Below are 26,581 nucleotides of genomic sequence, written 5' to 3' on the forward strand. Positions count from 1 at the left end.
AGCGGCCCGCCGGGCGGACCCGCGTCCGGAACAGGGCCGCCCCACGCCGGGTGCGAACCGTCGGTACGTCCCGGGTGACCGGGCCCGACGGGACGTCCCCGCCCGGGACACGGCCAGGGATCTCCGACCGGGCCTGCCGGTATCATCAGCGTCACATGTGACGGCCATCCCGCCGGTTACGCGTAAGGGCCCCGTAGAGCGGCGCGCTCATGGAGGGGAGCTCAGGTTGTCCCTGACGGACAAGGCCATAGAGCAGATCCGTGAGCTCATCCGCTCGGGGGCGCTTCCCCCGGGCGCGAAGCTGCCCCCGGAGCCGGAGCTGGCGGCGCAGCTGGGGCTCTCGCGCAACCTCGCCCGCGAGGCGGTCAAGGCTCTGTCCGTCGCCCGGGTGCTGGAGGTCCGACGAGGAGACGGCACGTACGTGACCAGTCTCCAGCCGAGCCTTCTCCTGGAGGGCCTGGGCGGCGCTGTGGAGCTCCTCCAGAGCGACAAGGGCGCGCTGCTGGATCTGATGGAGGTGCGGCGGTTGCTCGAACCGCTCGCCACCGGGCTCGCCGCCGGCCGGATCACGGACGAGCAACTGGCCGAGGTCGAGCGGCATTTGGACGCCATGCGCGAGGCACGCGACGATGTCGAGCAGCTCAACGCGCACGACGCCGCCTTCCATCGGGCGGTTGTCGCGGCCACCGGCAACGAAACCCTGCTCACCCTGCTCGAGGGCATATCCGGCCGCACCCTGCGCGCTCGCATCCGACGCGGACAGGTCGACGACCGGTCGTCCGAGCGGACCCTGGCGGAGCACCAGGCGATCTTCGACGCCCTGTGCACCCGCGACCCCGCCCTCAGCCAGGCCGCCGCCCTGCTGCACGTCAGCAACACCGAGCACTGGCTCCGCCGCCACCTGCAGTCCCTCGGCCTTCGGGCCCAGGGCCTCTCGGACAGTCCATGAGCACCGGGGTCACCTGACGTTTTCGAGGGCGTACCGCCAAGGCCGCCGTCCCGCGGCGCGTCATGTCTACGAATCCGCCGCCACCGGGTCCAGCCGGAGAAGAACGGCGGTGTTCCCGCGCGGCAGCGAGACGGTGAGCCGCCCCGCGTCCGCGTCCCACTCCGCGATGGCATCGGCTGTCGGTGGATACAGCACCGTGGGCCGGACGTGCGTACCCCGCAGGTGAGGGATGGCAAGGGTGCTGCTCATGGCGGGTGCTCCGCCGTCGCCCGGTTCCCTCCTGCAGACGGAGAGGAACGTGGCTCCTCGGCCCCGAAGTCCATGAGCGACCCACTCGTCCTCCCAGCCGGGAAGCCCCAGGGGCCAGAACGGCCTCGCCCCGCCGAGCTCCGGCCGCAGCTCCTTGTACACGGAGATCGCCGAGCGGACGAGGCCGGACTGCTCGGGGCTCATCAGGTTGAGGAAGCCGGAGAGGTGGACGCGGCCGAGCAGGGCCCCGGTGAGGGTGAGGGCGATCTCGTCGAGGGTGTGGTCCGGCTGGGGGTAGGCCCAGACCGCGGCCTGCTCCGGTGTCACGGCGGTGGCGGCCGCGGCGGCGATGGGCGGATAGCGCAGGAGGTCCTGCTGGTCGCTGGTGGACTGCAGTTGGGCCACGGCCAACTGCGCGTAGTCCATGCGCAGGCCGCCCGATCCGCAGTTCTCCAGGACGAGACCGGGATGCCGGTCGAGGAGCGAGGCCATCCAGTCGAGGTGGGCACGGTGGTGTCCGAGCAGACCGGCACCCGCGCTCTCGGGGCCGTTCTCCGTGCCGGGACCGATGTTGATGTTGTAGTCGAGCTTCAGGTAGCCGACGCCCCACTCACCGACCAGCCGGTCCACGACCTCGTCGAGATGGGCGCGGGCGGCCGGGTGACGCAGGTCCAGGTGGTGCCGCCCGTGTTCGGTGACGCGCAGACCGCCGCGCCGGAAGAACGCCTCGGGAGGGAGAGTGCGGGCCAGGGGGCTGCGTACGCCGACGACTTCGGGTTCGAGCCAGAGCCCCGGGGTCATCCCCTGCGCTCTGATGGCGTCCAGGACTTCCGGCAGCCCGCCCGGGAAACGGCGGGGAGCGGGCTCCCACGCGCCGACGGCGTCCCACCACCCCTGGGCGTCGTCGTCGTACCAGCCCGCGTCGATCACGAACACCTCGGCACCGGCCGCACCCGCCGCCTCGATCAGCGGCAGAAGCCGTTCGGTGGTGGGGTCACCCATCAGGGTGTTCATGTAGTCGTTGTAGATCACCGGCAGGGCGCGGTGGTCGGGGTGATCACGGCGGATGCTCCGGCGGTGGTCGGTGAGTTCACCGAAGGCCGCGTCCAGTCCGCCGGTCTCCGTGTGGACGAGAACGGCCGGGACGGTGTGGAACTCCTCACCGGGGGCGAGGGTGTGCCGCCACTGGTGGTGCGCGTCGTCGGGGCCGAACAGGGCCACATAGGCGGCCCCCTCGCGTTCACCCGTTTCGAAGCGCCAGCCCGCGCTGGACTCGATCTGCCACAGCCAGGCGCGGCCTTCCGAGTCGGTGAGGCCGGCCACGGGGAGGTGGCGGCCGGTGGACCAGCTCCCCTGCGAGTACCGCTCGAAGCAGCCCCGGCCCTCGTGGCCGTGGGCGGCGCGGCTCAGCGGGACGACCCGCTTGCGGAACCCGTCCCGCCGCCACCGGCATTCGGCGAGCCAGTCGTTGTCCGCCCAGTGCAGGGTCAGGTCGTCGAGGCCGCCCTCCCCGTCGACGACGCCACCGAGGGCCAGGGTGGAGACACTCTCCAGCCGCAGCGCCGCGCCGCCCTCGTTGACGAGGCGTACCCGGGCCCGCAAACAAGCGCTGCCCGCACGGGTTTCCAGGGTGACGTGGGCGGCCAGAGAGGTCTCGGAATCCGTGAGCCGGATCGTCGTACGCTCCCCGCCGCCACGCTGGACCGTCTCGTGCCCCCCATAGGTCAGGCGCTCGCCGATGGCCGTCTCGATGAATCGCTCCCCCGACCACATGCGTCCATGGCCGGTGGCGGTGACCTCGACGAGGGGCACCAGGCGGGCCCAGTCCTGACCGGGCCTTCCCAGCCTCACCGCTCCGGTGGCATCCCTGACGGCATGCAGACCGGATTCCGGATGCGACCAGACCCAGGAGCCCTCGGCTGTTTCGGCGGTAGCGGTCAACGCGATTCCCCTTCCGGGATGATTCGGTCCTGCGGCGGTCTGTGTGGGGCTGATCTGGGGATTCACCGATGCCGACGAGACCGGGCCCCGGCGGCGGATGTGCCGGAGAGCTGATTCCGCGCTCACGGTCTCTTGACGCCCGCGTTGTGACCGCTCACAATCCTCGCATGTTTGTGACCGGTCACACAAGGTCGGACAGCTCCGCCGACCCCCCTCAGGGACAGCGGAAGGCCAAGAGCATCCGCGATGTCGCCCGGGCGGCGGGCGTCTCCCACCAGACCGTTTCGAGGGGCATCAACGGCCACCCGTCATGGCGTTGGCGGGCGCCGAGGACAGCGGGGGCCGGCATCACTGGTGGCACGCCTACCGCGGGGTGCTGCCGCCGACCTACCGGGACTTCATCAGCCTGGCCGGGAGGAGACGCGCAAGCGGGTGCAGGAGGCCATCACCGCCCTGGGATTCAGGCGCAACGCCACCGCGTTCGCGCTGGCCAGCGGCGTGACCCGGTCGATCACCGTCCTCACGTCGAACACTGCGCTCCACGGTTACGCAGCCACCCTGCAGGGCCTGGAGGAGGCGTCCCGCGCCGCGGGCCACACGCTCGGCGTGCGGGTCCTGACTCCCGAGGACGACCTGGACCGCACGATCGCCTCGGCCGCCGACGCCGGTGGCGGCCTGGTGGTCATCGGCTTCGACCGCCTCGGCGCGGCCGCCCTGGACCGCGTACCGGCACACGTGCCGTGCGCGGCCGTGGTGGAGGCGCCGCCGCCCGGGAGCTCACCCGGGCTGCCCGCCGTGTGGGCCGACGACCGCGAGGCGGCCCGTGCCGCCACCGAACACCTCTTGGCGCTGGGGCACCCCACCGCCCATTACGTGGCGATTCCCCGGATTCGACGACGCTCCGCACTCCGCCTACGTCACACCCTCCCCACGACGGTCCGCATGGACTTCCAGGGGCTGGGCCGCGCCGCCTTCGGGCTGCTGGGTGCCCGGCTCGACACCGATCAGCAGGCACCCGCAGCACCGTCCGCCGAACCCACCCTCGTCGTCCGGGAGAGTTCGGGCCCACGCCGCACATGAGCCGGACCGCGCACCCGCGCCCCACGTCTCCTTCCGCCCCCTTCCCGTTCCCCGCAGCCATCGCCCCTCTCCGCAGCACCGCACCGCCTTCCCGCTCTTTACGACCGAGGATCTCGCCATGAGAAGAGCCGTCTCCGTCCTTGTCACCGCCTGTCTGCTCGGCCTGACCGCCACCGCCTGCAGCGACAGCACCGCCGGCGGAACCGGTGCCGCTCCCGAGGGATCGGTCGACCCGACCGCCGACCTCAAGGGTGTGGAACTCACCATGTGGACGGCCCAGAACAGCGTCGGGCAGCCCGAGCAGGCCATCGAGGCGTTCGAGAAGGCCACCGGCGCCAAGATCAACACCGAGGTCATTCCCGACCCCTACGAGTCGAACGTCCCGACCAAGCTCGCCTCGGGCGTCAAGCCGGACCTGATGTTCTGGCAGCCCACGGGCAGCACACTGCCGTTCATCCAGCCGCAGCAGAACCTGCTCCGGCTCGACAACGAGGACTGGGTCCCGAAGCTCGGCAAGACGGAGCAGGGCCTCGGCCGGGTCGACGGCCACCGCTACGCGGCCATCGTCACCAGCCCGGCGGTCCTCGGCGTCTACTACAACAAGGACGTCTTCAAGAAGGCCGGCATCACCACGATGCCGACGAGCTACGACGACCTCCTCGCCACCGCGTCGAAGATCAAGTCCAAGACGGGCGTGGCCCCCTTCTTCGAGGTCGGCGGCGACAAGTGGCCCCTGCAGTGGCAGGTCCAGGTGCAGATGACGGATCTGCCGCAGACGTTCTGGGACAAGCTGAACGAGAACAAGGACAGCTGGACCGACAAGACCATCGTCGACGCCATCACCACGTACAAGACGAAGGTCCTCGACGGCGGCCTGGCGCAGAAGAACTACAAGACGGCCACGTTCGTCGACCAGGGCAAGGCGATCATGGACGGCAGTGCCGCGATGGCTCTCAACGTCACCTCGCTCCAGTCCCAGATACAGGCCACCTCCAGTACGGAGGAGATGGACAGGAAGCTGGGCTGGTTCCCCATCGCCAACAGCGCCGCCAAGGCCGAGTACTCGCCCGACCAGACCAACGGCGTCGTCGCCTTCAAGACCGGCGACACCAAGCGGCAGAACGCCGCCCGGCAGTTCCTCTCCTTCTGGCTCGGCACGGACTACCCGGACTACATCAAGGCGAACAAGCTCGTCTCGGTGCAGCCGTCGGTGCCCGACCCCGGCGGTCTGCCGCAGACCGCGATCGCCCAGGCCGAGGCGCTGTCCTCCGCCACCGGCGTCTTCCAGGTCAAGGCACTGACGGCGCCCGACATGCACCTCGCCCTCGCCGACATGATCTACGGCAAGAAGTCGCCCCAGCAGGTCGCCCAGGCCGCCCAGGACCAGTTCGAGCAGGTACTCAAGGCGCGCGGCGTCTCCGGCTTCTGACCGGCGCCCTTCCGCCAGCCCGCTTCCCGGGCCGCCGTCGGCGGTGCGCCCGGGGTCCGCATTCGGAGGTGAGAAAGTGGTGGACACCGCCACCAGGGGCGCCATCGACGCCATGCGCCCGAAAGACCTGAGCGCATCGCCCCGCCGCGGCCGGCGCGAGCGCGTCCGCAGGAGGGCCGACCAGCCGTGGTGGTTCGCGCTCCCCGCGCTCGCCGTGTTCGGAGCGTTCTTCCTGCTGCCGAACCTGCTGAACTTCGTCTACCCGTTCACCGACTGGTCGGCGTTCCATCCGCAGATCGGCTTCGTGGGCCTGTCGAACTTCGAGACCATCCTCGACGACGGCTCGATGGCCCGCGACATCCGCATCACGCTGGAGTACGCGGTCCTGGTGGCCGTGTTCCAGAACGGCTTCGGTCTGGGCCTGGCCCTGCTGCTGGAGCGGGACACCCGCTTCAACCGCTTCTTCAGGGCGGTGTTCTTCCTGCCCGTACTGATCTCCGCCCTGGCCGTGGGCTACATCTTCCGGGCCCTGCTCGCGCAGGACGGGGCGCTCAACAGCGTGCTGTCCACCCTCGCGGGGCACCAGGTCGACACGCCCTGGCTGGGGTCGACGACCTGGACCCTGGTCGTGGTGACCCTCGTCCACGGCTGGAAGTGGATGGGCCTGGCCATGCTGATCTACCTCGCGGGCCTGAAGAGCATGCCCGGCGACGTGCTGGAGGCCGCCCGGATCGACGGGGCGGGCGCCTGGCGCACCTTCTGGTCGATCCGGTTCCCGCTGCTGGCGCCCGCGGTGACGTTCAACGTGACGACCGCGCTGATCGGCTCCATGAACACCTTCGACATCGTCCAGGCCACCACCGGGGGTGGTCCGGGAAGCGAGACGGAGGTGTTCAACATCTACATGTTCCGCATCTTCGGCCAGGGCCTGTACGCCCAGGCGTCCGCGATGAGCCTGGTGCTCTTCCTCGTGGTCGTCGTCCTCGCCGTGCCCGTGATCGTCGGCCTGCGCCGGAGGGAGAACAACCAGTGACCGCCGCCAGCGTGTTCGCTCCCGCCCGCCGGCGCGCCCCGCGCCGGCTGCAGCCGGCAGCCGTCCTGCTCATCGCGGCCGTCACCATCGGCATCCCGCTCTGGCTCGTCGCGGTGACCTCCGTGAAGCCCCAGGCGGAGGCGATCAAGCCCAACCTCACGCTGCCGCACCAGGTGCAGGCCGCGGAGAACTACCAGCAGACCTTCGACCAGGGCAAGGTCGTCCAGGGTCTCGTCAACAGCCTGCTGGTCGTGGTGCCTTCCGTGGTCCTCGTGCTGCTGCTGGGCGCCGGCGCCGCCTGGGTCTTCGCCCGCCGCAAGGGGCGCCTGGCCGGCACGCTGTACGCGTTGAGCATCAGCGGCCTCCTGCTGCCGCCCGCCGTCATCACCATCGTCATGGAACTGCGTCAGCTCGGCCTGGCGGGCACCCGGCCGGGCATGATCGCGGTCTACACGGGGATGTACCTGTCCACATCGATCTTCTTCATGACCGGCTTCATCCGGAACCTCCCCGAGGAACTGGAGGAGGCCGCGCGCATGGACGGCGCCGGTCCGGCCCGGGTCTTCTACCAGGTGATCCTGCCGCTCCTGCGCCCCGTCATCGCCACCGCGACGATCATGGTGATGCTCTTCGCCTGGAGCGACATCTTCTACGCGTTCTTCGTGCTGGGCGGCGGGGAGAAGGCCACGCTCCCGCTCAACCTCTACCAGGTCGCGAGCGCCCAGCTGTACCTGAACAACTGGCACCTCATCTTCGCCTACGTCGTGATGATGAGCCTCCCGATGGTGGCCGTCTTCGTCATCGCCCAGCGCCGGATCGTCGCCGGCATCACCAGCGGCGCCGTCAAGTAGCGGGGCCCACGATCTCCGGGGCGCGACTCCCCGCACGCCCCGGCCCGCTCCCTCCGGTCCGCCCGGTTGCCCGTGGGCTCCCCGGGTGGGCCGAACGGCTCGCTCGGGCCGGCCGAACGGGCCGTCTCAGCCGGGCACTCACGGCGGTTGGAGGCGGGCACGGAGAGGCGCCGCCGCCCCCTGCGCCGTGGCGGCTCGCGCGGAGGACGGTTCACGACGGCAGGTTCAGTCCGTAAAGGGTGCGTCCGCCCAACAGCTCCCGGCCGGTGACCAGTTCCGGCTCGATGCGCACGAAGACCTCCACGGGCCAGGGCACCCAGGAACGGGGACCGGTACGGACCAGGTGCGCGTGCTCTTCGGGATCGGTGACCACCGAGGCGAGGCCGGTGACGACGACGCTCCAGCCGGAGTGCGCCGCAGCGTCGACTTCGTCCGCCTCGAAGGCGACCACAGCCCCGTCGATGGCGCGGACCAGCTCCGAGGAGGCCGACGTGCGCAGCAGCACGGCACCGCTCTCCTCCAGGAGAAAGTTGACCGGCAGGACGGCGGGCAGCGCATTGCGGGTGTGCACGATGCGGCCCACGGACGCATCGGCCAGCCGGCACAGGCTTTCCTGCCGGTTCAGTTCGCGGAATCCGTCGTTGCGGTACATCAGCCGGTCGTCTTTCCGTGTGTCGTCCGGTGCGCGGCCTCCCATCCTTCACGTGGAAAGCGGCCGGCGGCGAGGGCCGACCGTCCCTGACCTGTCGCGGAACGGCCCTCGCCTCGGTGGGGCTCGCCCCGTCCGCCTCCTTTCACGGTGGTGCCGTCCTTGGGCAGCGCGTGAGCCGGAGGTCCGTGCGACGGGTCGTCCTTCATGCGGGTTCTCTCACGGGCCGCTCGTCTCTTCGGACGTGCCGATCTTCGCGTACCGCACCGCGAGGTGGCCCGGTCCGCCCACGCCCGAGATGGCGACGAGCTGGGCGGGCCGGACGTCGGCGACCTTGAGCGCCTGGCAGGTGGTGACGCCCGCACAGGTGAGCGGAGCGGCGTCGAGGGCGCTGACGCCCTCGGGTACCGGCTCGCCCGCCGACGCGGTGCGTCACCGGGCGGGCCGGCCGCTTTCCGCGGTGCCCGGGGACTGCGCCAGCGGCGCGTGCCACACCAGTCGTGTTCCCTTTCCGCCGGGACTTTCCAGCTCCATGCCGCCGCACAGCTTCTGTGCTCGCTCGGCCATGTTGGTCAGACCACTGCGGCGGCCTCCGTTCGGAATGCCTACGCCGTTGTCCGTGACCGTCAGGCGGACCTGCTTGCCGTCCGTGTCCAGTACGACGTCGGCACGGTCGGCGTCGGCGTGCCGGGCGATGTTGGTCAGGGACTCGGTGAGGACGGCCATGACGTGGTCGGCGATCTGACCGGGCACGTGCGTGTCGAGCAGGCCCTCCATGCGGACGCTGGGAGCGAAGCCCAGGAGAGGGGCGGCCTCGCCGATCGCGCGTACCGCGCGGGAGCGCAGGCCGGGCGCCGGGTCGTCGTCGCGGGAGCGCAGCCCGAAAATGGTCGACCTGATGATCTTGATGGTTTCGTCGAGGTCGTCGACCGCCCGCAGGATCCGTTCGGAGGCCATGTCGTCCTGGACACGGCGTCCGGCGCTCTGCAAGGTCATGCCGGTGGCGAAAAGACGTTGGATGGCGAGGTCGTGCAGGTCACGTGCGATCCGGTCGCGGTCCTCCAGCAGGGCGATCTGTTCGGCGTCCTCCCGGCGTTCGGCCAGCTCCATCGCGACGGCGGCCTGCGCGGCGAAGACCTGGAGCGGCTCGGTCTCCTTCCCGGAGAACTCCTGACCGCCCGACCGCCGTACCAGCAGAACGACACCGCGGGCCTCGTCGCCCGAGCCGATCGGCACCGCGACCGCCGGCCCGAGCCCATCGAAGCGTGGCGGACCGGTCGAAACCCGGGAGTCGCGTGAGATGTCCGGGCTACTGACAGGTGCCCGCCGGACGAACGCCTGCCCGATGAGAGTGTCCTCCACTGGCAGGACGATTCCGCGCCAGACGTCGGCCTCCTGGCCGATCGCGAGTTCCACGGCCAGCGTCTTGGTCCCGCTCACCGGCATGGCCACCACGCTCAGGGCGGACGCGGTGATCTCCCTGGCCCGTTCGGCGATCAGCGGAAGCACCCCGCCCTGGTCGGCGCCGGACATCAGCGTGTGGGTGATCTCCGCGTTCACCTGGAGCCAGCGCTCCCGCAGCCGGGACTCCTCGTAGAGACGGGCGTTGTCGATCGCCACGCCGGCCGCCACGGCCAGCGTCGCCAGCACCGACTCGTCGTCCTCGTCGAACTGCTGCCCGCCGCGCTTCTCCGTCAGGTACAGGTGGCCGAAGACCTGGTCCCGTACCCGGATCGGAACACCGAGAAAGGTGTTCATCGGTGGGTGGTGGGCCGGGAATCCATAGGAGGCGGGGTGCTCGGAGAGCTTGGCCAGGCGCAGCGGCTCGGGGTGGCGGATCAGCTCGCCCAGAATGCCGTGGCCCTCCGGGTAGGGTCCGATCCGCGCGATCTGCTCCGCGTCCACGCCCACCGTGTGAAAGGCCGACAGCCGCTTGCCGTCGGGGCCGATGACGCCGAGCGCCGCGTACTCCGCGTCGACCAGCGCCGCAGCGGCCTCCACGATGCTGTACAGGGCCTGTTCCAGGTCCAGTTCACGGCCGACCGACAGCACGGCCTCCAGGAGGTTGTGCACCCGGTCCCGGGTGCCGCGCGCCGCGTCCAGCCGAGCCTGCAGCTCCTCCAGCAGTTCGTCCAGCCGCAGCTGTGGCAGTCGTACCCGCGCCTCGCGCGCTCCTTCGGCGTTCTCCAAGGCTGATCCTCCAACGCCCTGCCCCGTGCCGGCGGCCGTACAGTTCGACCGCCACGGTAGCGCCTTGAACAGGGGGACCCCATGGAATCGGCGCCGCTGTGCCGGCCGGCTGGCCGGAACCGTCAGTACCGGGGCCGTCGGGCCGTCACGTACGAGGTCAGGTCGAGCAGGCGGTCGGTGCAGCCCCACTCGTTGTCGTACCGGCCAGGGGTGTCCGTCCGGGCATGGGCCGGGCGGGGATGGACTGCGGGACCTTCGGCCCCCTGGGGATGCCGGGTACGGCGGCCGCCGGCGGGCCGATTCCCCTACCGGCCTTCCGACCGCATGCGGTCCCGTGCCTGGGTGGCGATGACGGCGGCCTGGATCCGACGTTCCACGCCGAGCTTGGCGAGCAGCCGGGAGATGTGGTTCTTGACCGTCTTCTCGGCCAGGTAGAGCCGCTGACCGATCTGCCGATTGGTCAGCCCCTCTCCGATCAGTTCCAGGATCTCGCGTTCCCGGTCGGTGAGACCCGGCAGGACCTCCGGCTCCTCGGCCGGCTGCTGTCCGCCGCCGCGCAGGCGTGCCATCAGCTTGGTCGTGGCGCTGGCGTCCAGCAGGGACTGGCCGCGGGCCACCGTCCGCACGGCCGAGACAAGGTCCGAGCCCTGGATCTGCTTCAGGACGTAGCCGGCCGCGCCCGCCATGATCGAGTCCAGCAGGGCCTCTTCGTCGTCGAAAGAGGTCAGCATCAGGCAGGCCAGGTCCGGCATCTGCGACCGCAGTTCACGGCAGACGGTCACACCGTCTCCGTCGGGCAGGCGCACGTCGAGGACGGCCACGTCGGGGCGCAGGGCGGGGACCCGCACCAGCGCCTGTTCCACCGTCGCCGCTTCTCCGACAACGGTGATGTCCGGTTCGTCGTCCAGCAGGTCGTGCACCCCGCGTCGCACCACTTCGTGGTCGTCCAGGAGGAAGACCTTGATCGGACTTCCCGTACTGCCGTCCTGCTCGCTGTGCGTCATCGAACACCCCTCGCAATGCCTCGGCCCGTGTCGGAATCCTTTCTGCCCGGGGTGGCCGCGGTCCAGGGCCGGTCGGCCCCGTTCCCGGCCGCGTCAGTGGGCCTTGAGACCGTGCCCGCGGAACTGGCCCCTTACCCGGTCCGCCGAACGGCAGCGGCCGGACAGCGGATCCGATGTCCGCGGCCCGGGCCCGCCCGGCTCCTGTCAGCCGTCCCACGACCAGTCGGCGACCTCGGGCAGGTCGACACCGTGCTCGCGGATGTACGCGAGGTGGCGGAGCCGCGCGTCCTCCATTTCCTGACGTACGGCCGCCGCACGCACCGCGAGGCCGGGGACGCGGTCGATGACGTCCATGACCAGCCGGTAGCGGTCCAGGTCGTTGCGGACCACCATGTCGAACGGTGTGGTGGTGGTGCCCATCTCCTTGTAGCCGCGCACGTGCAGATGCCTGTGGCCGGTGCGGCGGTAGGCCAGCCGGTGGATCAGCCACGGGTAGCCGTGGTAGGCGAAGACGACCGGCTTGTCGGGGGTGAAAAGGCCGTCGTACTCGAAATCGGTCATTCCATGGGGGTGTTCCGCGCTCGGCAGCAGCCGGGCGATGTCGACGACGTTCACGACCCGGACGGCCAGCTCCGGCAGGTGGTTCCTCAGCAGCTGTGCGGCGGCCAGTACCTCCTGCGTGGGGACGTCACCGGCTGCGGCGAGCACCACGTCCGGTTCGTGTTTGCCGCTCTCGGTGCCGGCCCAGTCCCAGATGCCGGCGCCGCGCGCGCAGTGCGCCTTGGCCTGCTCCATGGTCAGCCAGTCGAAGCAGGGCTGCTTGCCGGCGACGATCACGTTGACGTAGTCGCGGCTGCGCAGGGCGTGATCAGCCACGGAGAGCAGGGTGTTGGCGTCCGGCGGCAGGTAGACCCGGACCACTTCGGGGCTCTTGTTGAGGATGTGGTCGACGAAGCCGGGGTCCTGGTGGGAGAAGCCGTTGTGGTCCTGGCGCCACACGTGGGAGGTGAGGAGGTAGTTGAGGGAGGCGATGGGGGCGCGCCAGGGCAGGCGGCGGGTCACACGTAGCCATTTGATGTGCTGGTTGACCATGGAGTCGACGATGTGGACGAACGCCTCGTAGCAGGAGAACAGCCCGTGCCGGCCGGTGAGGAGGTAGCCCTCCAGCCAGCCCTGGCAGGTGTGTTCGGAGAGGATCTCCATCACCCGGCCATGGCGGTCCAGGTGCTCGTCCACGTCGAGCCTGCCGGCCTGCCATGCCTTGCCGCTCGCGGCGTAGACGGCCTGCAGGCGATTGGAGGCGGTCTCGTCCGGGCCGACCAGGCGAAAGTCGCGCCGGTCGGCGGTCGCGCGCATGACGTTCTCCAGCAGGTCACCGAGTACGCGGGTGGGTTCGTGCAGAGTCGCGCCCGGTTTGTCGACCGGGACGGCGTACCGCTCCAGTGGTGGCAGGGGAAGTTCGCGCCTCAGCAGGCCGCCGTTGGCGTGCGGCGTGGACCCCAGCCTGCGGGCGCCGTCGGGGACGCACGTCAGGACGTGGGGGCGAGGCGCTCCGTGTTCGTCGAACAGCTCCTGCGGTCGGTAGGAGCGCAGCCACTCCTCGAGCTGCCGCAGGTGGTCGGGGTTGTCCCGGACGGCGGACAGCGGGACCTGATGGGCTCGCCAGGTCCCCTCCACGGGAAGGCCGTCGACCTCGGCGGGGCCGGTCCAGCCCTTCGGGGTGCGCAGCACGATCATCGGCCAGCGGGGCCGCTCGGTCGCCCCGTCCTCGCGAGCGGCGCGCTGGATACCGGCGATACGGTCCGCGGCGGCGTCCATGGCGTGGGCCATCGCCCGGTGGACGGCGGCCGGCTCGTCGCCGGTGACATGGATCGGATCGTGGCCGTACCCCTTGAGGAGGTCGTCGAGTTCGGATTCCGGCAGCCGGGACAGCACCGTGGGATTGGCGATCTTGTAGCCGTTGAGGTGCAGGATCGGCAGGACGGCGCCGTCGTGCACCGGGTCCAGAAACTTGTCGGAGTGCCAGGAGGCGGCCAGCGGCCCGGTCTCCGCCTCACCGTCACCGATGACACAGGCGACCAACAGGCCGGGGTTGTCGAAGGCCGCGCCGTAAGCGTGCGAGAGGGCATAACCCAGTTCGCCGCCCTCGTGGATGGAACCGGGCGTCTCCGGGGCCACGTGACTGGGCACGCCTCCGGGGAACGAGAACTGCCGGAACAGCCGGGCCATCCCGGCGGCGTCCCGGGTGACGTCCGGGTAGGTTTCCGTGTACGACCCTTCCAGCCAGGAGTTGGCCACCACGGCCGGGCCCCCGTGGCCGGGGCCCCAGATGCAGAGGGCTTCCTGCCCCCGGGAGTGGATGAGCCGGTTGAGGTGCGTGTACACGAGATTCAGGCCGGGCGAAGTGCCCCAGTGACCGAGCAGCCGCGGCTTGACGTGCTCCGGGCGCAGCGGTTCGGTGAGCAGCGGGTTCGCCATCAAGTAGATCTGGCCGACGGACAGATAGTTCGCGGCACGCCAATGGGCGTCCAGCGTCCTCGACTCCTCGTCTGTGAGCGAACCGGACACCTGTTGCGAATCGACGGGCATGCTGGGTTCCCTTGCGGATCGAGGATTCGGGCCGACGGGGGCTCCTGCCGGGTCTGCGTCCCACCCTCCCCCGTTCACCGGGCGCACGACAGGGCCGACCGGGCCCTGTCGCGCACACCGTGTCGGATACGCGAGAGGAAGCCCGCGTACAGGGCCCGATCACGGCAACGAAAACCCACTCCTTCCGGTCAGTCGTGCGAGATCACCGCCACGGGCTCGAACCCGGGGCGGTGGGCGCGGGCAGGGGAGCGACGCCATGATGCTGCAGTGCCTGGGGCACCGGCCCGATATGAGCGCCGGCCGCCGCCCGGCGGATCTTCCGCCCCACCACCACGAGAGCGGCATCGGCTTGTGCGGTTCGAGGCCGAGGACGACGTCACGGTGGTCGGTGACGTCGGGAACTTCGCGTGCCGAGGGCTCCGGCAGCACCGTCTCCTGGCCGTGCTCGGCAGCACGGACGAGGACGAGGGGCCGCTCGCACGAGGCCAGGACGGCATGGGAGGCGGAACCGAGCAGAAAACCCGCCGTTCCGCTCAGTCCGCGGGAGCCCGGTGTCATCGGTTCGGCGGACTTTCAGCAGAGCCGGGACGGGCGGGTGCCGGGATGCGCCCTCGCCCCGCGCGCTCCACGATGAAGACATGGTTCCCGTCGGTCCTGCCGACCGTTTCGATGCGTTCCGGGCCCTGGCCGGCCGTCGCGGGCGGCCCGGAAACCGATTGATCGAGTCCCTGGCCGAGGCCAGGGCGGGAACAGGGGACGGTCCCGAGGCTTGGGCTCCGGCTGTCGCCACCCGAGTCGGACTGGCTGCCGCCGCCGCGCTCGGACCCGCGAGTTACTACGCGGACCTCGCCACCCCGCACAGCCGCCGTCATGTCCGGGTGTGCGCGGCGACTGCCTGCTTCGCGGCCCAGGCCGGACGGCATCTCGCAGACGTCGAGGACGCGCTGGGCACCGGCCCCGGCACGGCCTCGCCGGACGGTGACGTGTCGGTGCAGGGCGTCCGATGTCTGGGCTACTGCTACGCGGGGCCCGCCGCGCTCGACGGCGACACGCCCTGCACAGGTCCGACGCTCGCCGTGCAGCTCAGCGGGCGGGAGCCACCGTCAGCACCTGCTATCCCCGCGTCCGACAACACCGGTGACCCCGTTCTGCTGAGCGGTGTGCTCTCGGGTGAGCCCTCCTGGCAGGTGTGGCCGGCGGCGGTGACGGGCGCCCCGGACGAGGTCCTCCGCGAGGTCGCGGTGTCCGGGCTACGAGGCCGTGGCGGCGCGGGTTTCCGGGTGGCGGCGAAGTGGGAAGCGGCCGGCCGGGCCCCAGAGGCGGTGGTCGTGGCCAACGGCGACGAAGGGGATCCCGGATCGTACGCCGACAGGCTGCTGATGGAGGCCGATCCGGCGCGGGTGCTGGAGGGACTGGCCTTGGCTTGCTTCGCCTGCGGGGCCCGCCAGGGCGTGGTTCTGGTGCGCTCCGAGTACCCGGCCGCCTTGGCACGGATGCGGGAAGCCGTGGAGCGCGCGTATGCCGACGGCCATCTCGGGCCGTCCGTGCACGGTACGGCCACCGCGCTCGACATCCGGATCGTCGAAGGCGCCGGGTCCTACGTCGCCGGTGAGGAGACCGCGCTCATCGCGGGGCTGGAGGGCGGCCGGGGATGTGCCCGGCCGCGCCCGCCGTACCCGACCGAGCGGGGGCTGTGGGACGCGCCGACCGTGGTCAACAACGTGGAGACCCTGGCGGCCGTGCCGTGGATCGTCCGGCGGGGCGGCGAGTCCTACGCCCGGCGTGGCACGCCCACCGAGACGGGGACCAAGCTGGTGTGTCTCTCCGAACGGTTCGCCCGGCCGGGTTGCCACGAGGTCGAGATCGGCACGCCCGTGCTGCGGATCGTCACGGAGCTGGGCGGTGGTCTGAAGGACGGTGCCGAGCTCGCCGCTCTCCAGGTCGGCGGGCCACTGGGCGGCTTCCTCGCCGCCGATGCCCTGGACGTACCTCTGTCGGAGGCCGGCCTGTCGGCTCGGGGCGCCGCCCTGGGCCATGCCGGTCTGGTGGCCTTCGACCGGCGCGTGGCGCCGCAGGACGTGTTGCGGCACGTCTGGGAGTTCGCGGCGGCCGAGAGCTGCGGGGCGTGTTCGCCCTGCCGGGTCGGCTCGCGCCGCGGCCTGGAGCTGGCAGACGCCGGGAGTCCGCCGGGTCGGGAGTGGGAGCGGCTGTCGCGGGTCCTGGCCGAGGCCAGTCTGTGTGCCTTCGGACGGCGGATCCCGCCGGCCCTGCGGAGTCTCGCCCGCGTCTACGGGGATCAACTGGCGGGGTGGGGCCCGTGACCACGATCGCGGTCGAGGTCGACGGGGCCGGGGTCGAGGTGCCCGAGGGGGCTTCGCTGCTCGCGGCGGTGCGGGCGGCCGGGGTCGAGCTGCCCGCGCTCTGCTCCGACGACCGGCTCAGTCCTGCCGGGTCCTGCCGTACGTGCCTGGTACGGGCGGATGGGCGCGTCGCGGCCGCATGTGTCACCCCGTCGTCCCCCGGCACCCGCGTCGACACCGCGACGGAGGATCTTGTACAGCTGCGCAGGGACGCGGTGGAGCTCATCGTCTCCGCTCTGCCGCCCCGGGCGCTGGCCGACGGCGATCTCAGTGAACTGGCGCATGTCTGCCGGTCGATGGGCATCGGTCCCGAGACGGCCCAGGGTCCCGGGGGCCGGGGCGGGGACGACTCCCATCCGTACGTGCATCTCGACCGGGATCTGTGCATCGCCTGCGGCCGGTGTGTGCGGATGTGCTCGGAGGTGCAGGGGACCTTCGCCCTCACTCTGGTCGGCAGAGGCGCGGACACGGTGGTGGCCCCGGGCACCGGCGGGCCCTGGGCCGAGTCGGACTGCGTGGCCTGCGGGGGTTGCGTCGACACCTGCCCCACAGGAGCGATCATCCAGCCCGGACCGGCGCGCGGGATCACGTCCGCGTCCCCACCAACGGCCAGGACGCGCACCACCTGCGGCTACTGCGGCGTGGGCTGTGCCCTGGACGTGGTCACCCAGGACGGTGAGGTCGCGGCGGTGCTGCCCGCCCCGGACGGCCCGGTCAACCACGGGCACGCTTGTGTCAAGGGCCGCTTCGCCCACGGCTTCCGCACGTCCCCCGAGCGGCTCACCCGGCCCCTGCTCCGGCGCGGCGGCACGCTGGAGCCGGTCGGCTGGGACGAGGCGCTCGGCCATGTGGCCCGGGGGCTGCGTGCCGCCGTCGACGCCGGGGGCCCGGACGCCGCGGCGGCGATCTCCTCGGCGCGCGCCACCAACGAGGACAACTATCTCGTCCAGAAGTTCATGCGGGTCGTCATCGGCACGAACAACGTCGACAACTGCTCCCGGCTCTGTCACTCCCCCTCAGCCGCCGGCCTGACGGCGTCCTTCGGGCTCTCCGGCGGCACCGACACCTTCGACGACGTCGAGCGGGCCGACTGTCTGCTGGTGGTCGGCGCCAACCCCGTCGAGGCCCACCCGGTGGTCGGAGCCCGGCTGCTGCGGCGCGTGCTGCACGGAGCCGGGCTGGTCGTCGCCGACCCCCGCGCGGTCGGGCTCGCCCTGCACGCCGACGTCCACCTGCGGCCCCGCCCGGGCACCAACGTCGCGCTGTTCCACGGACTGGCGCACGTCCTGCTCGCCGAGGGGCTGACCGACGAGGAGTTCCTGCACGAGCGGGCCACCGGGCTTGGCGAGCTCACCGGGCTCCTGGCCGACTACTCGCCCGACCGGGTCGCGGACATCACCGGCGTGCCCGCCACGGACCTGGTCGCAGCCGCCCGCCTCTACGGCAGGGCCGAGCGGCCGGCCATCGTCTACGGCCTGGGCGTCACCGAGCACCTCCACGGCACCGACGGGGTGCGGTCGCTGGCCAACCTGGCGATCCTGCGCGGCGCCGTGGGAACCGACCGGGGGTACGGGGTCAACCCGCTGCGCGGCCAGAACAACGTGCAGGGCGCCTCCGACATGGGTGCCCTGCCGGACCTGCTGCCCGGGTACGGCAAGGTCACCGACCCGGCCGTCCGCGCACGGGCGGAGGACGTCTGGGGCGTTCCGGTCCCGGCACGGCCCGGTCTGCGGATCCCGGACATGTTCGCCGCTGCCCGGTCGGGAGACCTGCGGGCTCTGTGGGTCATCGGCGAGGACGTCTGCGCCACCGACCCCGACGCCAACCGGGTGGCCGAGGCCCTGGACGCCTGCCCGCTCGTCGTGTGCAACGAACTGTTCCTGTCCGAGACCGCCCGGCACGCCGACGTCGTCCTGCCGGTTGCCTCCTGGCTGGAGAAGGACGGAACCTTCGTCAACTTCGACCGCCGGTTCCAGCGGGTCCGCCCCGCCGTTCCCCCGCCGGGAGAGAGCCGGACCGACTTCGACATCGTCCGGGCCCTCGCCACCACGATGGGAGTCGGCCTGGGCTGCGCGACACCCGCCGACGCCCTCGCCGAGTGCGCACGGCTCGTACCCGTCTTCGCCGGGCTCTCCCACGACCGGCTGGACCGCGAGGGCGCCGTCCCCTGGCCCTGCCGCGCCCCCGGCCGGCCGGGAGAAGCCAAGCTGTACTTGGAGAGGTTCGCCACGCCGGACGGCCTGGCCCACCTCGCCGCCGTCCCCTACCTGCCTCCCGGCGAGCAGCCCGACGACGGCTATCCGCTGGTCCTGGTCACCGGGCGGCGCTGGGCGCACTACAACTCCGGCAGCATGACCCGGCGGGGCGGCAATCTCGCTCTCGATCCGGTCGACTTCCTCGACATCCACCCCGACGACGCCGTCCGGTACGAGCTGCGGAACGGCGGGCGGGTCACCGTGGAGAGCCGGCACGGCAGGGCCCGGCTCATCGCCCGCGTCAGTGAACAGACGGCTCCCGGCCAGGTCTTCTGCTCCTTCCACTTTCCCGCGAGCGGCGTGAACCGGCTCACCTCCGGCCATGCGGACACCGTCACGTCCTGCCCCGAATACAAGGTCACCGCGGTCCGCGTGGCCGCCCCGTGAGGCGACGGTCCGAGGCACTCGGCCATGGGCACCCGAACCGGCCCTCGCGATGAGAGCCTCCGCCGGCCGCCGGCTCACTCGGACCGCAGCTCGCGAACCCGCGCCAGCGCCTTTCGTTCTCCTGCACAAGCGTCGCTGACCGAGTCATCAGGTCGGAAGCCCGGTCGAACAGCCCGGCCGCCGGCTCACTCGGACTGCAGCTCGCGAACCCGCGCCAGCGCCTTTCGTTCTCCTGCACAAGCGTCGCTGACCGAGTCATCAGGTCGGAAGCCCGGTCGAACAGCCCGGCCGCCGGCTCACTCGGACTGCAGCTCGCGAACCCGCGCGCGGAACACACGCCAGCGCCTTTCGTTCTCATGCACGAGCGTCGCCGACTGGGTCATCAGGTCGGAAGCCCGGTCGAACAGCTCGGAAGCCGAATAGAGGTAGGCCGGGGCTTTCCGCTCGCTTCGCAGGTCGGCCCGAAGCGCCGCCGGGGAGAAGTCGACGCGGGCCAGCAGGTCGAGTGCGCGCCGCAGGAGGCGCGCCACCAAGGCCTGTAGGCCGGCCGACTGCCAGTCATTGGCGATGATCCGGTGCCGCTCCCCCAGCAGGTCCGCAAGCGCCGGGTGAGCGGCCAGACCGCCGGCGATCTCCCACGCCTGCTCCATCGCCCGGGCCAGCCAGGCGCCGCCCTGCTCGGTCTCGTCGGCGACCTGGCCGACTTCACGCTTCAGCCTCCGGAGCTCGGCGGGCTCGTTCTCCCCCTCCATGAAGAGGATCCCCGACTCCGCCACGAGCCCCGGAGCGTTCAGATCCTCCGCCCCGGCGAACGGGATCGCCGACGTCTGCTCACCTGCCTCGACCACGCTCCACCGGTCGGCCAGTGCCTTCAGCGCCCGGGAACTCGCCTGGAGTTCACCGGCCTGCCGCAACGGGGCCTGTGAGTAGTACTCCTCATGCTCTCGATGGAACCGTGCGAGGTTGTCGATCACCTGCAGCAGCGACTGGGGAGGGGACGGATGGGACTGCTGCTCGGGCATGCTGAAAGTCTGCAACACATCTCACGCCGCGGCATCGGCGCACCGGGCGGATCAGTCCTGCGCGAGGTGAAACGTGCGGGTCTCTCCCGGCGCCACGGTCACGGCCCGGTCGGGCAGCACCACACGGATCGGTGACTCCTCCGAGTCGGGCACGCCGAGCCGCAACGGTCCGCGCTGCGGCCGTACGCCGACGCCCCGGTGGCCGCGGTAGCGCAGCGAGAAGGGCGATGGCGGAGCCGACGTGGTGCTGGAGCCGGGAGTTGTCGGGCAGCCGGCGGCCCGAACGGGGGTCGAGGTGCAGCCCCTGGGTTTCCTCCCGCCCGTCACTGCCGCTCTGCCACGTGCACATGGCCCCGCTCCGGCCCGGCCGCGCGGGGGGCGGCAGGCCTGCGACTCTGCTCCACGCCCCGGCACGCCCGCCTCGTCGTCCCGGTACGGGAAGGTACGGGTCAGTGTGCGGCGCCCTCCCCTTCTCCCCCACGCGATGTGCGGGAGCGCCAGTCCGCGCGGCGGCGCTCAGGCTCGCTGCGGGACGACGGCCACCGGGCAGTCGGCGTGGTGCAGCAGAGCGTGGGCGGTCCGGCCGAGTTGCAGGCCGAAGTGCCCCTGCCGCCGCAGCGCACCCACGACCACCAGGTCGGCACCGGTCGAGGCGTCCAGGAGGACCTTGTGGGCGGGGCCTTCGACCACTTGGCGCTCCACTTCGACCTGCGGATGGTCCTTCGCGGTGTCGCGCAGCGCTTCGGTGAGGAGAGCGGAGGCCCGTTCGTCCCCTGACGCGACGGCGTCGTCCGCGATCAAAGGGCTGTCCGTGTGCTCATGCGCGCGGTGGCGCCAGGCGCGGACGGCGTGCAGGGCGCAGCCGCGCGCCTCGGCCTCGCGGAGGGCGAACCGTACGGCGGCCGAGCCGTCGGTCGCGTCACCGACGCCGAGCACCACCCCGCCACCGGAACCCTGCTGGTGCGACGTCCGGCCACGGACCACGACGACCGGGCACACGGCGCGGGCGGCCACGGTGAGGCTGACCGACCCCAGCAGCATCCCGGCGATCTCGCCACGCCCCCGGGAGCCCGTGACCAGGGCGAAGGATGCATGAGCCGCGTGCAGGAGCGCGGAGGCGGGGTCGTCGGGCAATACCTCGCTCGACACCTTCACCTCCGGGTTGCGCAGCCGGGCGCGTTCCGCACAGGACGCCGTGAGGTGCTCGGCCATGACCTTGTCGGCCGCGCGGTCGGTGCTGAAGGACGGGCGGACTCCCTCGTAGCGCTCCCACAGCGAGGCGAAGACCAGCCGCAGGGACAGCCCGTGGCGCGCCGCCTCGTCCACCGCCCAGTCCACCGCCTCCAGGCTGGAATCCGATCCGTCGACACCCACGACCAGCGGGAGCTCCACGGTTCCCACCGCCTTCCTGCGTGGCCACTGCGGGACACCCCTGTGAATACCGTCCCACCGCCCCCGGCCCGTCGCTACACGTGGGCGGGCTCCCCGCGGGACGTCCCGGCCCGGGTTGCACCCCGCTGAATTGCGACGATCGTGGAGTCATGCGGCCCGGAACACAGCGCGGGGTGCCACTCCCCATCGCCGTCGGCCTTCGCATACGAACCCCACTCCGCTTCGAGGTCTCGGAGAAGGGAAGTCCCTGATGGTTGCGAGGACCGGCGTCTTCGGCGCCATGACCAAGGAGCATCGCGAGCAGCTCATGGCGCTGGCTCGCGAGGTGTCGTTCGCGATGGGCGAGCGCATCTTCGAGGAAGGTGGCAGGGCCGACCGCTTCTGGATCATCCACACGGGCACGGTCGACCTCGACCTCCACGTGCCCGGCCGGCATGCGGCGGTCATCGAGACCCTGGGCGCCGGACGGCTGCTCGGCTGGTCCTGGCTGCTCCCTCCCCACCACTGGCACCTGGGCGCCGAAGCCAGCAGCCCGGTACGCGCCTACGAGTTCGACGCGGCGGCGGTCCGTGAGATGTGCGCAGCCGACCCGGAGCTGGAACACGAACTCAGCACCTACATGCTCGGTGTACTGGCACGCCGGCTCAGGTCCGCCCGGGTGCGGCTGCTCGACCTGTACGGGCCCTACGGGGCGGGCGAGGTGCCCTGACGAGGCGGGACGAGGAGACCCCGGTACCTGAGACCCCTCACGTCGTGGGCGATGGATGACGCGGACGGTCGTGGCCGTCGAGACGCGGCGCCCCTTCATGGAGATCGTCCGCCGGCCCATCTCCGTGCGGAGCGCCGGAATGTGGTCGTGCTCCGCTGGTGGTTGCGCGGGTCCGCGTCCAGGGCCGAGGCCGCGACCGCGTCTTCGATACGGCGGCGGACCCGCGGAGTCTTCGATACGGCGGCGGACCCGCGGAGTCTTCGATACGGCGGCAAACCCGAGGACATGAGCGTCACCTCCTCGTCGACCGCCCGGCGACGGGGCCTGCCTGTGGCCCGTCACCTGTGGAACCGCGCGGACCACAGGGGCTCCACCCGGTCCCATTCGGCGTCCCACTGGGCGTACCTTCTGCGGTCCAGCGCCAGGCGCACCCCTTTGCGCGCCGCGAGGAAGCCGGCGTAGACACCGGCCGCCGTCATGCCGCCCATGAGCCAGCCGGAGGCCTGCGCGTTGCTTGCGGCCATCGGTGGCTCCGTGACCTTTCCGTCGCGATCGACCCAGATCCGTACGGTCGAGCCCGCCGTCTCGTCCGGTGACACCGGTGCGGTTCCCGTCCGTTGCCGGCCGCGTTCATCGGTCCACCGGAGCTGGGCCTGCTGCTTCTCGTCCGCGGCGCTGCCCGGTGCCGCGTCCGGGGCCGAGGTCACCTGTGCGGTGACCTGGGACCGCTCTGCGGCCTGGGCTCGGACCGTCCGCGTCGTCGACTCGTGGACCGCCGTTCCCGCGCTCACCGAAGCCGCAGGCAGCCCGAGGACGAGCACGGCCAACAGGAAGCGGGAGCACCAGGTCTCCACCCGATCGGACCTGCGCCTCAGAGGGTTCGCGTCCACGGCCGGATGCTTCTGCCGGCGTGGTCCGGGGCTGGACCCCTGCGGCGGATCCTGTGTGCTCATGGTCTCGCCTCCAGCTGTTGCTGGTGCTTTCCCGCTCTCGTCCGTCTCCCTCAACACCCTGCAACGTCGGCGGCGCCCGATCACGGGGCCGAAGGTCCCTGCAACCGGCCACTCGGCCCAAGCGTGTTCGTCGCCCGTCGCCGGTTCAGATCTGGGGAACGACCACGATCGGACACGGCGCGTGATGCAGCACCGCGTGGTTGACCAGACCGAGCTGCGGCCCGACGTGTGACCCGCCGTCCGGCGCCCAGCAGGTGCAGGGCGCACGCCAGTCCGGACAGGCCACCGTGGCGCCTGCGGGCCGCGACGACGAGCAGGTCGCGATCTCCCAGCTCTCTCGAACCGAGCACCGGCGCGATAACGTTGCGCCCCCTGTCGACCAGGGCGGCCGTCGCGTCCTCCAGGGGAACCGCCACCGCTCCCACCTCCTTTTCCCGGGACTTCGCGCTCGTGCGAGCCCCGTCTGCCGGGACCACATGCGCCGCGAGGAGATCTGGGGTAGTCCTCGATGTGGAAGCGCCGTGTTCTGTGGGGCGGCAGTCCTGGCGGTCACCACGCTCACCGTCCTTCCAGCTTCGAACGAGACGGAGGCAGTCGCCATGGAACGAGTCCTCACCGTGGGCCTCGACGGCTCACCCGAAAGCCTCGCCGCCGCCCGCTGGGCCGCCGACGAGGCCGAGCGGCGCCGCAATCTCACTCTGCGCCTGCTGCACGCGTGGCCCATGGTCGCGCCCGAGCCGACCCACACCCCCGCGGATGTCGATCAGAACTACTGGGCGAATCGGCTCGTGCACAACGCCCAGGCGGAGCTCCAGGAGCGGCACCCGGGTCTCACCGTCGTGGGCGGCCTGGTCGCCGACGACGCCCAGGACGCGCTGCTCCACGCCGCGTCGGAGTCCGAGATGCTCGTGCTCGGGTCGCAGGGACTGGCTCCCGTGGAGAGCTACTTCCTCGGCGACATCAGCCTGGCCGTCGTCGCGCGAGCCGAGCGGCCCGTCGTCCTGGTGCGTGCCCAGCGGCAGGAAGAGGAGCACAGGCCCCTGTCCGGTGCCCCGGGCGACGTCGTGGTGGCCCTGAAACTGCACGGCCCGTGCGACGAGCTGCTCGAATTCGCCTTCACCACCGCCGCGGCACGAGGGGTACCGGTGCGCGCGGTCCATGGCCGCAGCATGCCGCTGCACGCGTACGCGCCCTGGGGCGTGGACCACACCGTGACCCAGGAGGAGCGGCGCGCGGCGCACCAAGGCCTGCGGCAGCTCCTGCGCCCCTGGCGCGAGAAGTTCCCGGGCGTCACCGTGTCCGACAGTGTCCGCATCGACAGCCCCGCCAAGGCCGTCGTGGCAGCCACCGCGGGCGCCCAGTTGCTGGTGGTGGGCAGGCGGAAGCACCACCGTCCCCTGACACCCCGTCTGGGCCCCGTGGCGCAGGCGGCCGCGCACCACGCACCCTGCCCGGTCGCCGTCGTCCCCCATGACTGAGCCGGGCCACACCGGTGAGCCGACGGCATCGGTCCAGCGGGAGGAGACGCCCGGGTCTTCGTCGCTTCCGCGTGCCGAGGTGCGCGAGACCCACACCGCGGTGGTGCTCTTCATCGGGGACCGCGCCTACAAGGTGAAGAAGCCGGTGGACCTGACGTTCCTGGACCACACCTCGGTGGCCGCCCGGCGGGCCACATGTGAGCGGGAAGTCTTCCTCAACCGCCGGTTCGCCCCGGACGTCTACCTCGGTGTCGGCGCGTTCAGCAGCCCGGACACCGATGTGCCCGAGCCCGTCGTGGTGATGCGCCGCATGCCCGACGAGCGCCGCCTCTCCCGGCTCGTGCGGGAGGGCGTCGCCGTCGACGATGCCCTGCGGGCCGTCGCCCGGCTGCTCGCCACTCACCACGCGAGCGCACCCCGCGGCCGGGAGGTGGACGAGCAGGGAACGCGCGATGCCCTGTCGTCGCGCTGGGAGGCGAGCTTCGCCCAGGTCCGCGCCCTGTCCGACGACGGCACCGTGCCCGGCGGCGTGGCGGAGATCGAGCACCTGGTGCGCCGCTACCTCGCCGGCCGCGAGCCCTTGTTCCTCCGGCGGATCGCGCAGCAGCGGGTGGTCGACGGCCACGGAGATCTGCTCGCCGAGGACATCTTCTGCCTCGACGACGGTCCGCGCGTCCTGGACTGCCTGGAGTTCGACGACCACCTCCGTTACGTCGACGGCATCGACGACGCCGCCTTCCTCGCCATGGACCTGGAGCAACTCGGCGCCCCGGGAGCCGCGGCGTTCTTCCTCGCCGAGTACGGCGCGTACTCCGGCGACCCGGCGCCTCCTTCCCTGCGCCACCACTACGTCGCGTACCGCGCGTTCGTCCGGGCCAAGGTCTCCCTGATCCAGGCGCGCCAGGGCACGCCCGGCGCGCAGGCGGCGGCGCGCCGGCTGATCACCACCACCCTGCGGCATCTGCGCCTCTCCGCCGTCGGGCTGACCCTCGTCGGCGGGCTCCCGGGCAGCGGCAAGTCCACTCTCTCCGGGGCGCTCGCCGATCGTCTCGGCGTCACCCTGCTCAGCAGCGACCGCCTCCGCAAGGAACTGGCGGGCATCCCGGCGGAGCAGCCGGCCGGCGCCGCCTACGGCGAGGGCCTGTACTCCCCCGAATGGACCATCAGGACGTACGCCGCCCTCCTCGACCGCGCGTCGGCCCTGCTGTCCCAGGGTGAGTCCGTCGTCCTGGACGCCACCTGGCACGACGCGGGACAGCGTGAAGCCGCCTGGGCCGTGGCCGAACGTGCCCACGCCGACCTCGTCGCCCTGCACTGCATCGTCCCCGGCGAGGTGACCGCGGCCCGCCTCGCCACGCGCGCGCCCGGAGCGTCCGACGCCGACGTCGAGGTGGCCGGTGTCATGGCCGCAACGCAGCAGCCGTGGCCCGAGGCCGTCGAGGTCGACACGAGCGGTTCACTGGAGGCCGCGGTGCTCCAGGCGCTGGCGGCGATCCGCCCGCACGCCGACAGCCAGGCCCCGGTCTTCCGCCGCCCCTACATGGAGCCCGACTAGACCCGCGCCCCCTTCCCGCCGAGTCCTTTCGCGGCCAGTCCGTCCATGCTGGGGAATTCGATCGGACAGGACGAGGGTGTCACCGAGGCCGTAGTTGATGGTCGCCTGCGGTCGGGGGACGTGCTGGAGCCGCGCTCCGAGGGGTGGGGCCGTGACCTGGTCCAGCAGTTCACAGGTTCCGTCGGCGTGCACCAGGGCGGGTGGCGGGTGACCGGCGTTGCCGCCGTCGACGCAGTCGATGACGTACTCGGTGCAACACACCATGAGCCACCGACCCCAGCCTCATCCCGGAGCCCCCCACGGCTGGAGAACGAAACACTTCAGGACGCGGCGCGCAGGATGAAGGAACTGGACGTCGGGGCTATGCCGATCTGTGGGGGCGTGATCGGGAAGGCAAGCCCGGCGTCCTGGCGCACACGGAGAAGGGAGGCGGTGGCGGCGGCCGAACGCACCCGACGCACCGGCGGTGCTGAGGGTGCCGGGGCGGCTGCGGCGGAGCCGGCGGG

19 protein-coding genes and 4 pseudogenes are annotated in these 26,581 nt (G+C 71.6%); 12 read left to right on the forward strand and 11 right to left on the reverse strand.

Translation table 11 applies throughout. The features are described from left to right. Positions 1-226 precede the first annotated feature (226 nt). Complete coding sequence (locus tag ACZ7EG_RS34165; protein WP_471087704.1) at positions 227-949, forward strand: FadR/GntR family transcriptional regulator; 723 nt, start codon at positions 227-229, stop codon at positions 947-949. Between the two features lie 66 nt (positions 950-1,015). Here ACZ7EG_RS34165 and ACZ7EG_RS34170 read toward each other — a convergent pair whose 3' ends face one another. Continuing rightward, a complete protein-coding gene (locus ACZ7EG_RS34170) occupies positions 1,016-3,139 on the reverse strand; it encodes a glycoside hydrolase family 36 protein (protein WP_471087707.1) in 2,124 nt (707 codons plus the stop codon). A gap of 167 nt (positions 3,140-3,306) precedes the next feature. Here ACZ7EG_RS34170 and ACZ7EG_RS34175 point away from each other — a divergent pair. From ACZ7EG_RS34175 to ACZ7EG_RS34200, 6 genes and pseudogenes are all read left to right on the forward strand, one after another. Next, a pseudogene (locus ACZ7EG_RS34175) lies at positions 3,307-3,414 on the forward strand (hypothetical protein); the annotation flags it as partial. Positions 3,415-3,452: 38 nt separating this feature from the next. Beyond that, positions 3,453-3,566, forward strand: a pseudogene (locus tag ACZ7EG_RS34180) (transcriptional regulator); the annotation flags it as partial. 5 nt (positions 3,567-3,571) lie between these two features. Continuing rightward, positions 3,572-4,219, forward strand: a complete 648-nt coding sequence (locus tag ACZ7EG_RS34185) for a type 1 periplasmic-binding domain-containing protein (RefSeq protein WP_471087710.1) — start codon at positions 3,572-3,574, stop codon at positions 4,217-4,219. Positions 4,220-4,337: 118 nt separating this feature from the next. After that, positions 4,338-5,648 carry an ABC transporter substrate-binding protein gene (locus ACZ7EG_RS34190; protein WP_471087713.1) on the forward strand — a complete coding sequence of 437 codons (1,311 nt, stop codon included), beginning with the start codon at positions 4,338-4,340 and terminating at the stop codon, positions 5,646-5,648. Positions 5,649-5,724: 76 nt separating this feature from the next. Then, positions 5,725-6,681 (forward strand): carbohydrate ABC transporter permease, encoded by a 957-nt coding sequence (locus ACZ7EG_RS34195; RefSeq protein ID WP_471087715.1) that lies wholly within the window; start codon positions 5,725-5,727, stop codon positions 6,679-6,681. After that, complete coding sequence (locus ACZ7EG_RS34200) at positions 6,678-7,532, forward strand: carbohydrate ABC transporter permease (RefSeq protein WP_471087717.1); 855 nt, start codon at positions 6,678-6,680, stop codon at positions 7,530-7,532. Before ACZ7EG_RS34195 ends, ACZ7EG_RS34200 begins: the two co-directional genes overlap by 4 nt. A gap of 211 nt (positions 7,533-7,743) precedes the next feature. Here the strand turns inward: ACZ7EG_RS34200 and ACZ7EG_RS34205 are convergent, their stop codons facing one another. The 5 genes and pseudogenes from ACZ7EG_RS34205 to ACZ7EG_RS34225 all read right to left on the reverse strand — a co-directional run bounded on the left by ACZ7EG_RS34205 (position 7,744) and on the right by ACZ7EG_RS34225 (position 13,964). After that, complete coding sequence (locus ACZ7EG_RS34205; RefSeq protein ID WP_471087719.1) at positions 7,744-8,184, reverse strand: pyridoxamine 5'-phosphate oxidase family protein; 441 nt, start codon at positions 8,182-8,184, stop codon at positions 7,744-7,746. Positions 8,185-8,430: 246 nt separating this feature from the next. Next, positions 8,431-8,607 (reverse strand): annotated as a pseudogene (locus tag ACZ7EG_RS34210) (zinc-dependent alcohol dehydrogenase); the annotation flags it as partial. 6 nt (positions 8,608-8,613) lie between these two features. After that, positions 8,614-10,371 (reverse strand): sensor histidine kinase, encoded by a 1,758-nt coding sequence (locus tag ACZ7EG_RS34215; protein ID WP_471087722.1) that lies wholly within the window; start codon positions 10,369-10,371, stop codon positions 8,614-8,616. A gap of 305 nt (positions 10,372-10,676) precedes the next feature. Beyond that, positions 10,677-11,375, reverse strand: a complete 699-nt coding sequence (locus ACZ7EG_RS34220; RefSeq protein ID WP_471087724.1) for a response regulator — start codon at positions 11,373-11,375, stop codon at positions 10,677-10,679. A 204-nt stretch (positions 11,376-11,579) separates the two neighbouring features. Further along, the gene (locus ACZ7EG_RS34225; RefSeq protein ID WP_471087727.1) at positions 11,580-13,964 is read right to left on the reverse strand and encodes a phosphoketolase family protein; all 2,385 of its coding nucleotides are present in this window, start codon (positions 13,962-13,964) and stop codon (positions 11,580-11,582) included. A gap of 638 nt (positions 13,965-14,602) precedes the next feature. Between ACZ7EG_RS34225 and ACZ7EG_RS34230 the strand changes: the two genes are divergently transcribed. Then, positions 14,603-16,285, forward strand: coding sequence for an NAD(P)H-dependent oxidoreductase subunit E (locus ACZ7EG_RS34230; RefSeq protein ID WP_471087730.1), 1,683 nt, complete (start codon positions 14,603-14,605; stop codon positions 16,283-16,285). After that, complete coding sequence (gene fdhF, locus ACZ7EG_RS34235) at positions 16,282-18,966, forward strand: formate dehydrogenase subunit alpha (RefSeq protein WP_471087733.1); 2,685 nt, start codon at positions 16,282-16,284, stop codon at positions 18,964-18,966. Before ACZ7EG_RS34230 ends, fdhF begins: the two co-directional genes overlap by 4 nt. A gap of 296 nt (positions 18,967-19,262) precedes the next feature. Here fdhF and ACZ7EG_RS34240 read toward each other — a convergent pair whose 3' ends face one another. The 3 genes and pseudogenes from ACZ7EG_RS34240 to ACZ7EG_RS34250 all read right to left on the reverse strand — a co-directional run bounded on the left by ACZ7EG_RS34240 (position 19,263) and on the right by ACZ7EG_RS34250 (position 21,380). Continuing rightward, positions 19,263-19,988 (reverse strand): hypothetical protein, encoded by a 726-nt coding sequence (locus ACZ7EG_RS34240; protein ID WP_471087736.1) that lies wholly within the window; start codon positions 19,986-19,988, stop codon positions 19,263-19,265. Between the two features lie 223 nt (positions 19,989-20,211). Next, positions 20,212-20,352 (reverse strand): annotated as a pseudogene (locus ACZ7EG_RS34245) (hypothetical protein); the annotation flags it as partial. Between the two features lie 152 nt (positions 20,353-20,504). Next, positions 20,505-21,380 carry a universal stress protein gene (locus ACZ7EG_RS34250; RefSeq protein WP_471087816.1) on the reverse strand — a complete coding sequence of 292 codons (876 nt, stop codon included), beginning with the start codon at positions 21,378-21,380 and terminating at the stop codon, positions 20,505-20,507. Positions 21,381-21,630: 250 nt separating this feature from the next. Between ACZ7EG_RS34250 and ACZ7EG_RS34255 the strand changes: the two genes are divergently transcribed. Beyond that, positions 21,631-22,089, forward strand: a complete 459-nt coding sequence (locus ACZ7EG_RS34255) for a Crp/Fnr family transcriptional regulator (protein WP_471087738.1) — start codon at positions 21,631-21,633, stop codon at positions 22,087-22,089. A 338-nt stretch (positions 22,090-22,427) separates the two neighbouring features. Here the strand turns inward: ACZ7EG_RS34255 and ACZ7EG_RS34260 are convergent, their stop codons facing one another. Then, positions 22,428-23,042, reverse strand: a complete 615-nt coding sequence (locus ACZ7EG_RS34260) for an Rv1733c family protein (RefSeq protein WP_471087741.1) — start codon at positions 23,040-23,042, stop codon at positions 22,428-22,430. Positions 23,043-23,641: 599 nt separating this feature from the next. Here ACZ7EG_RS34260 and ACZ7EG_RS34265 point away from each other — a divergent pair. Both ACZ7EG_RS34265 and ACZ7EG_RS34270 read left to right on the forward strand, forming a co-directional pair. Further along, positions 23,642-24,520, forward strand: coding sequence for a universal stress protein (locus tag ACZ7EG_RS34265; RefSeq protein WP_471087744.1), 879 nt, complete (start codon positions 23,642-23,644; stop codon positions 24,518-24,520). A 79-nt stretch (positions 24,521-24,599) separates the two neighbouring features. After that, entirely contained in the window at positions 24,600-26,075 is a 1,476-nt protein-coding gene (locus ACZ7EG_RS34270) for a bifunctional aminoglycoside phosphotransferase/ATP-binding protein (protein WP_471087819.1), read from the forward strand. Here ACZ7EG_RS34270 and ACZ7EG_RS34275 read toward each other — a convergent pair. After that, the gene (locus ACZ7EG_RS34275) at positions 25,977-26,339 is read right to left on the reverse strand and encodes a SpoIIE family protein phosphatase (RefSeq protein WP_471087747.1); all 363 of its coding nucleotides are present in this window, start codon (positions 26,337-26,339) and stop codon (positions 25,977-25,979) included. The two genes, ACZ7EG_RS34270 and ACZ7EG_RS34275, sit on opposite strands and share 99 nt — an antisense overlap. Between the last annotated feature and the right edge of the window lie 242 nt (positions 26,340-26,581).

Source organism: Streptomyces sp. NPDC037100 (assembly GCF_055606225.1).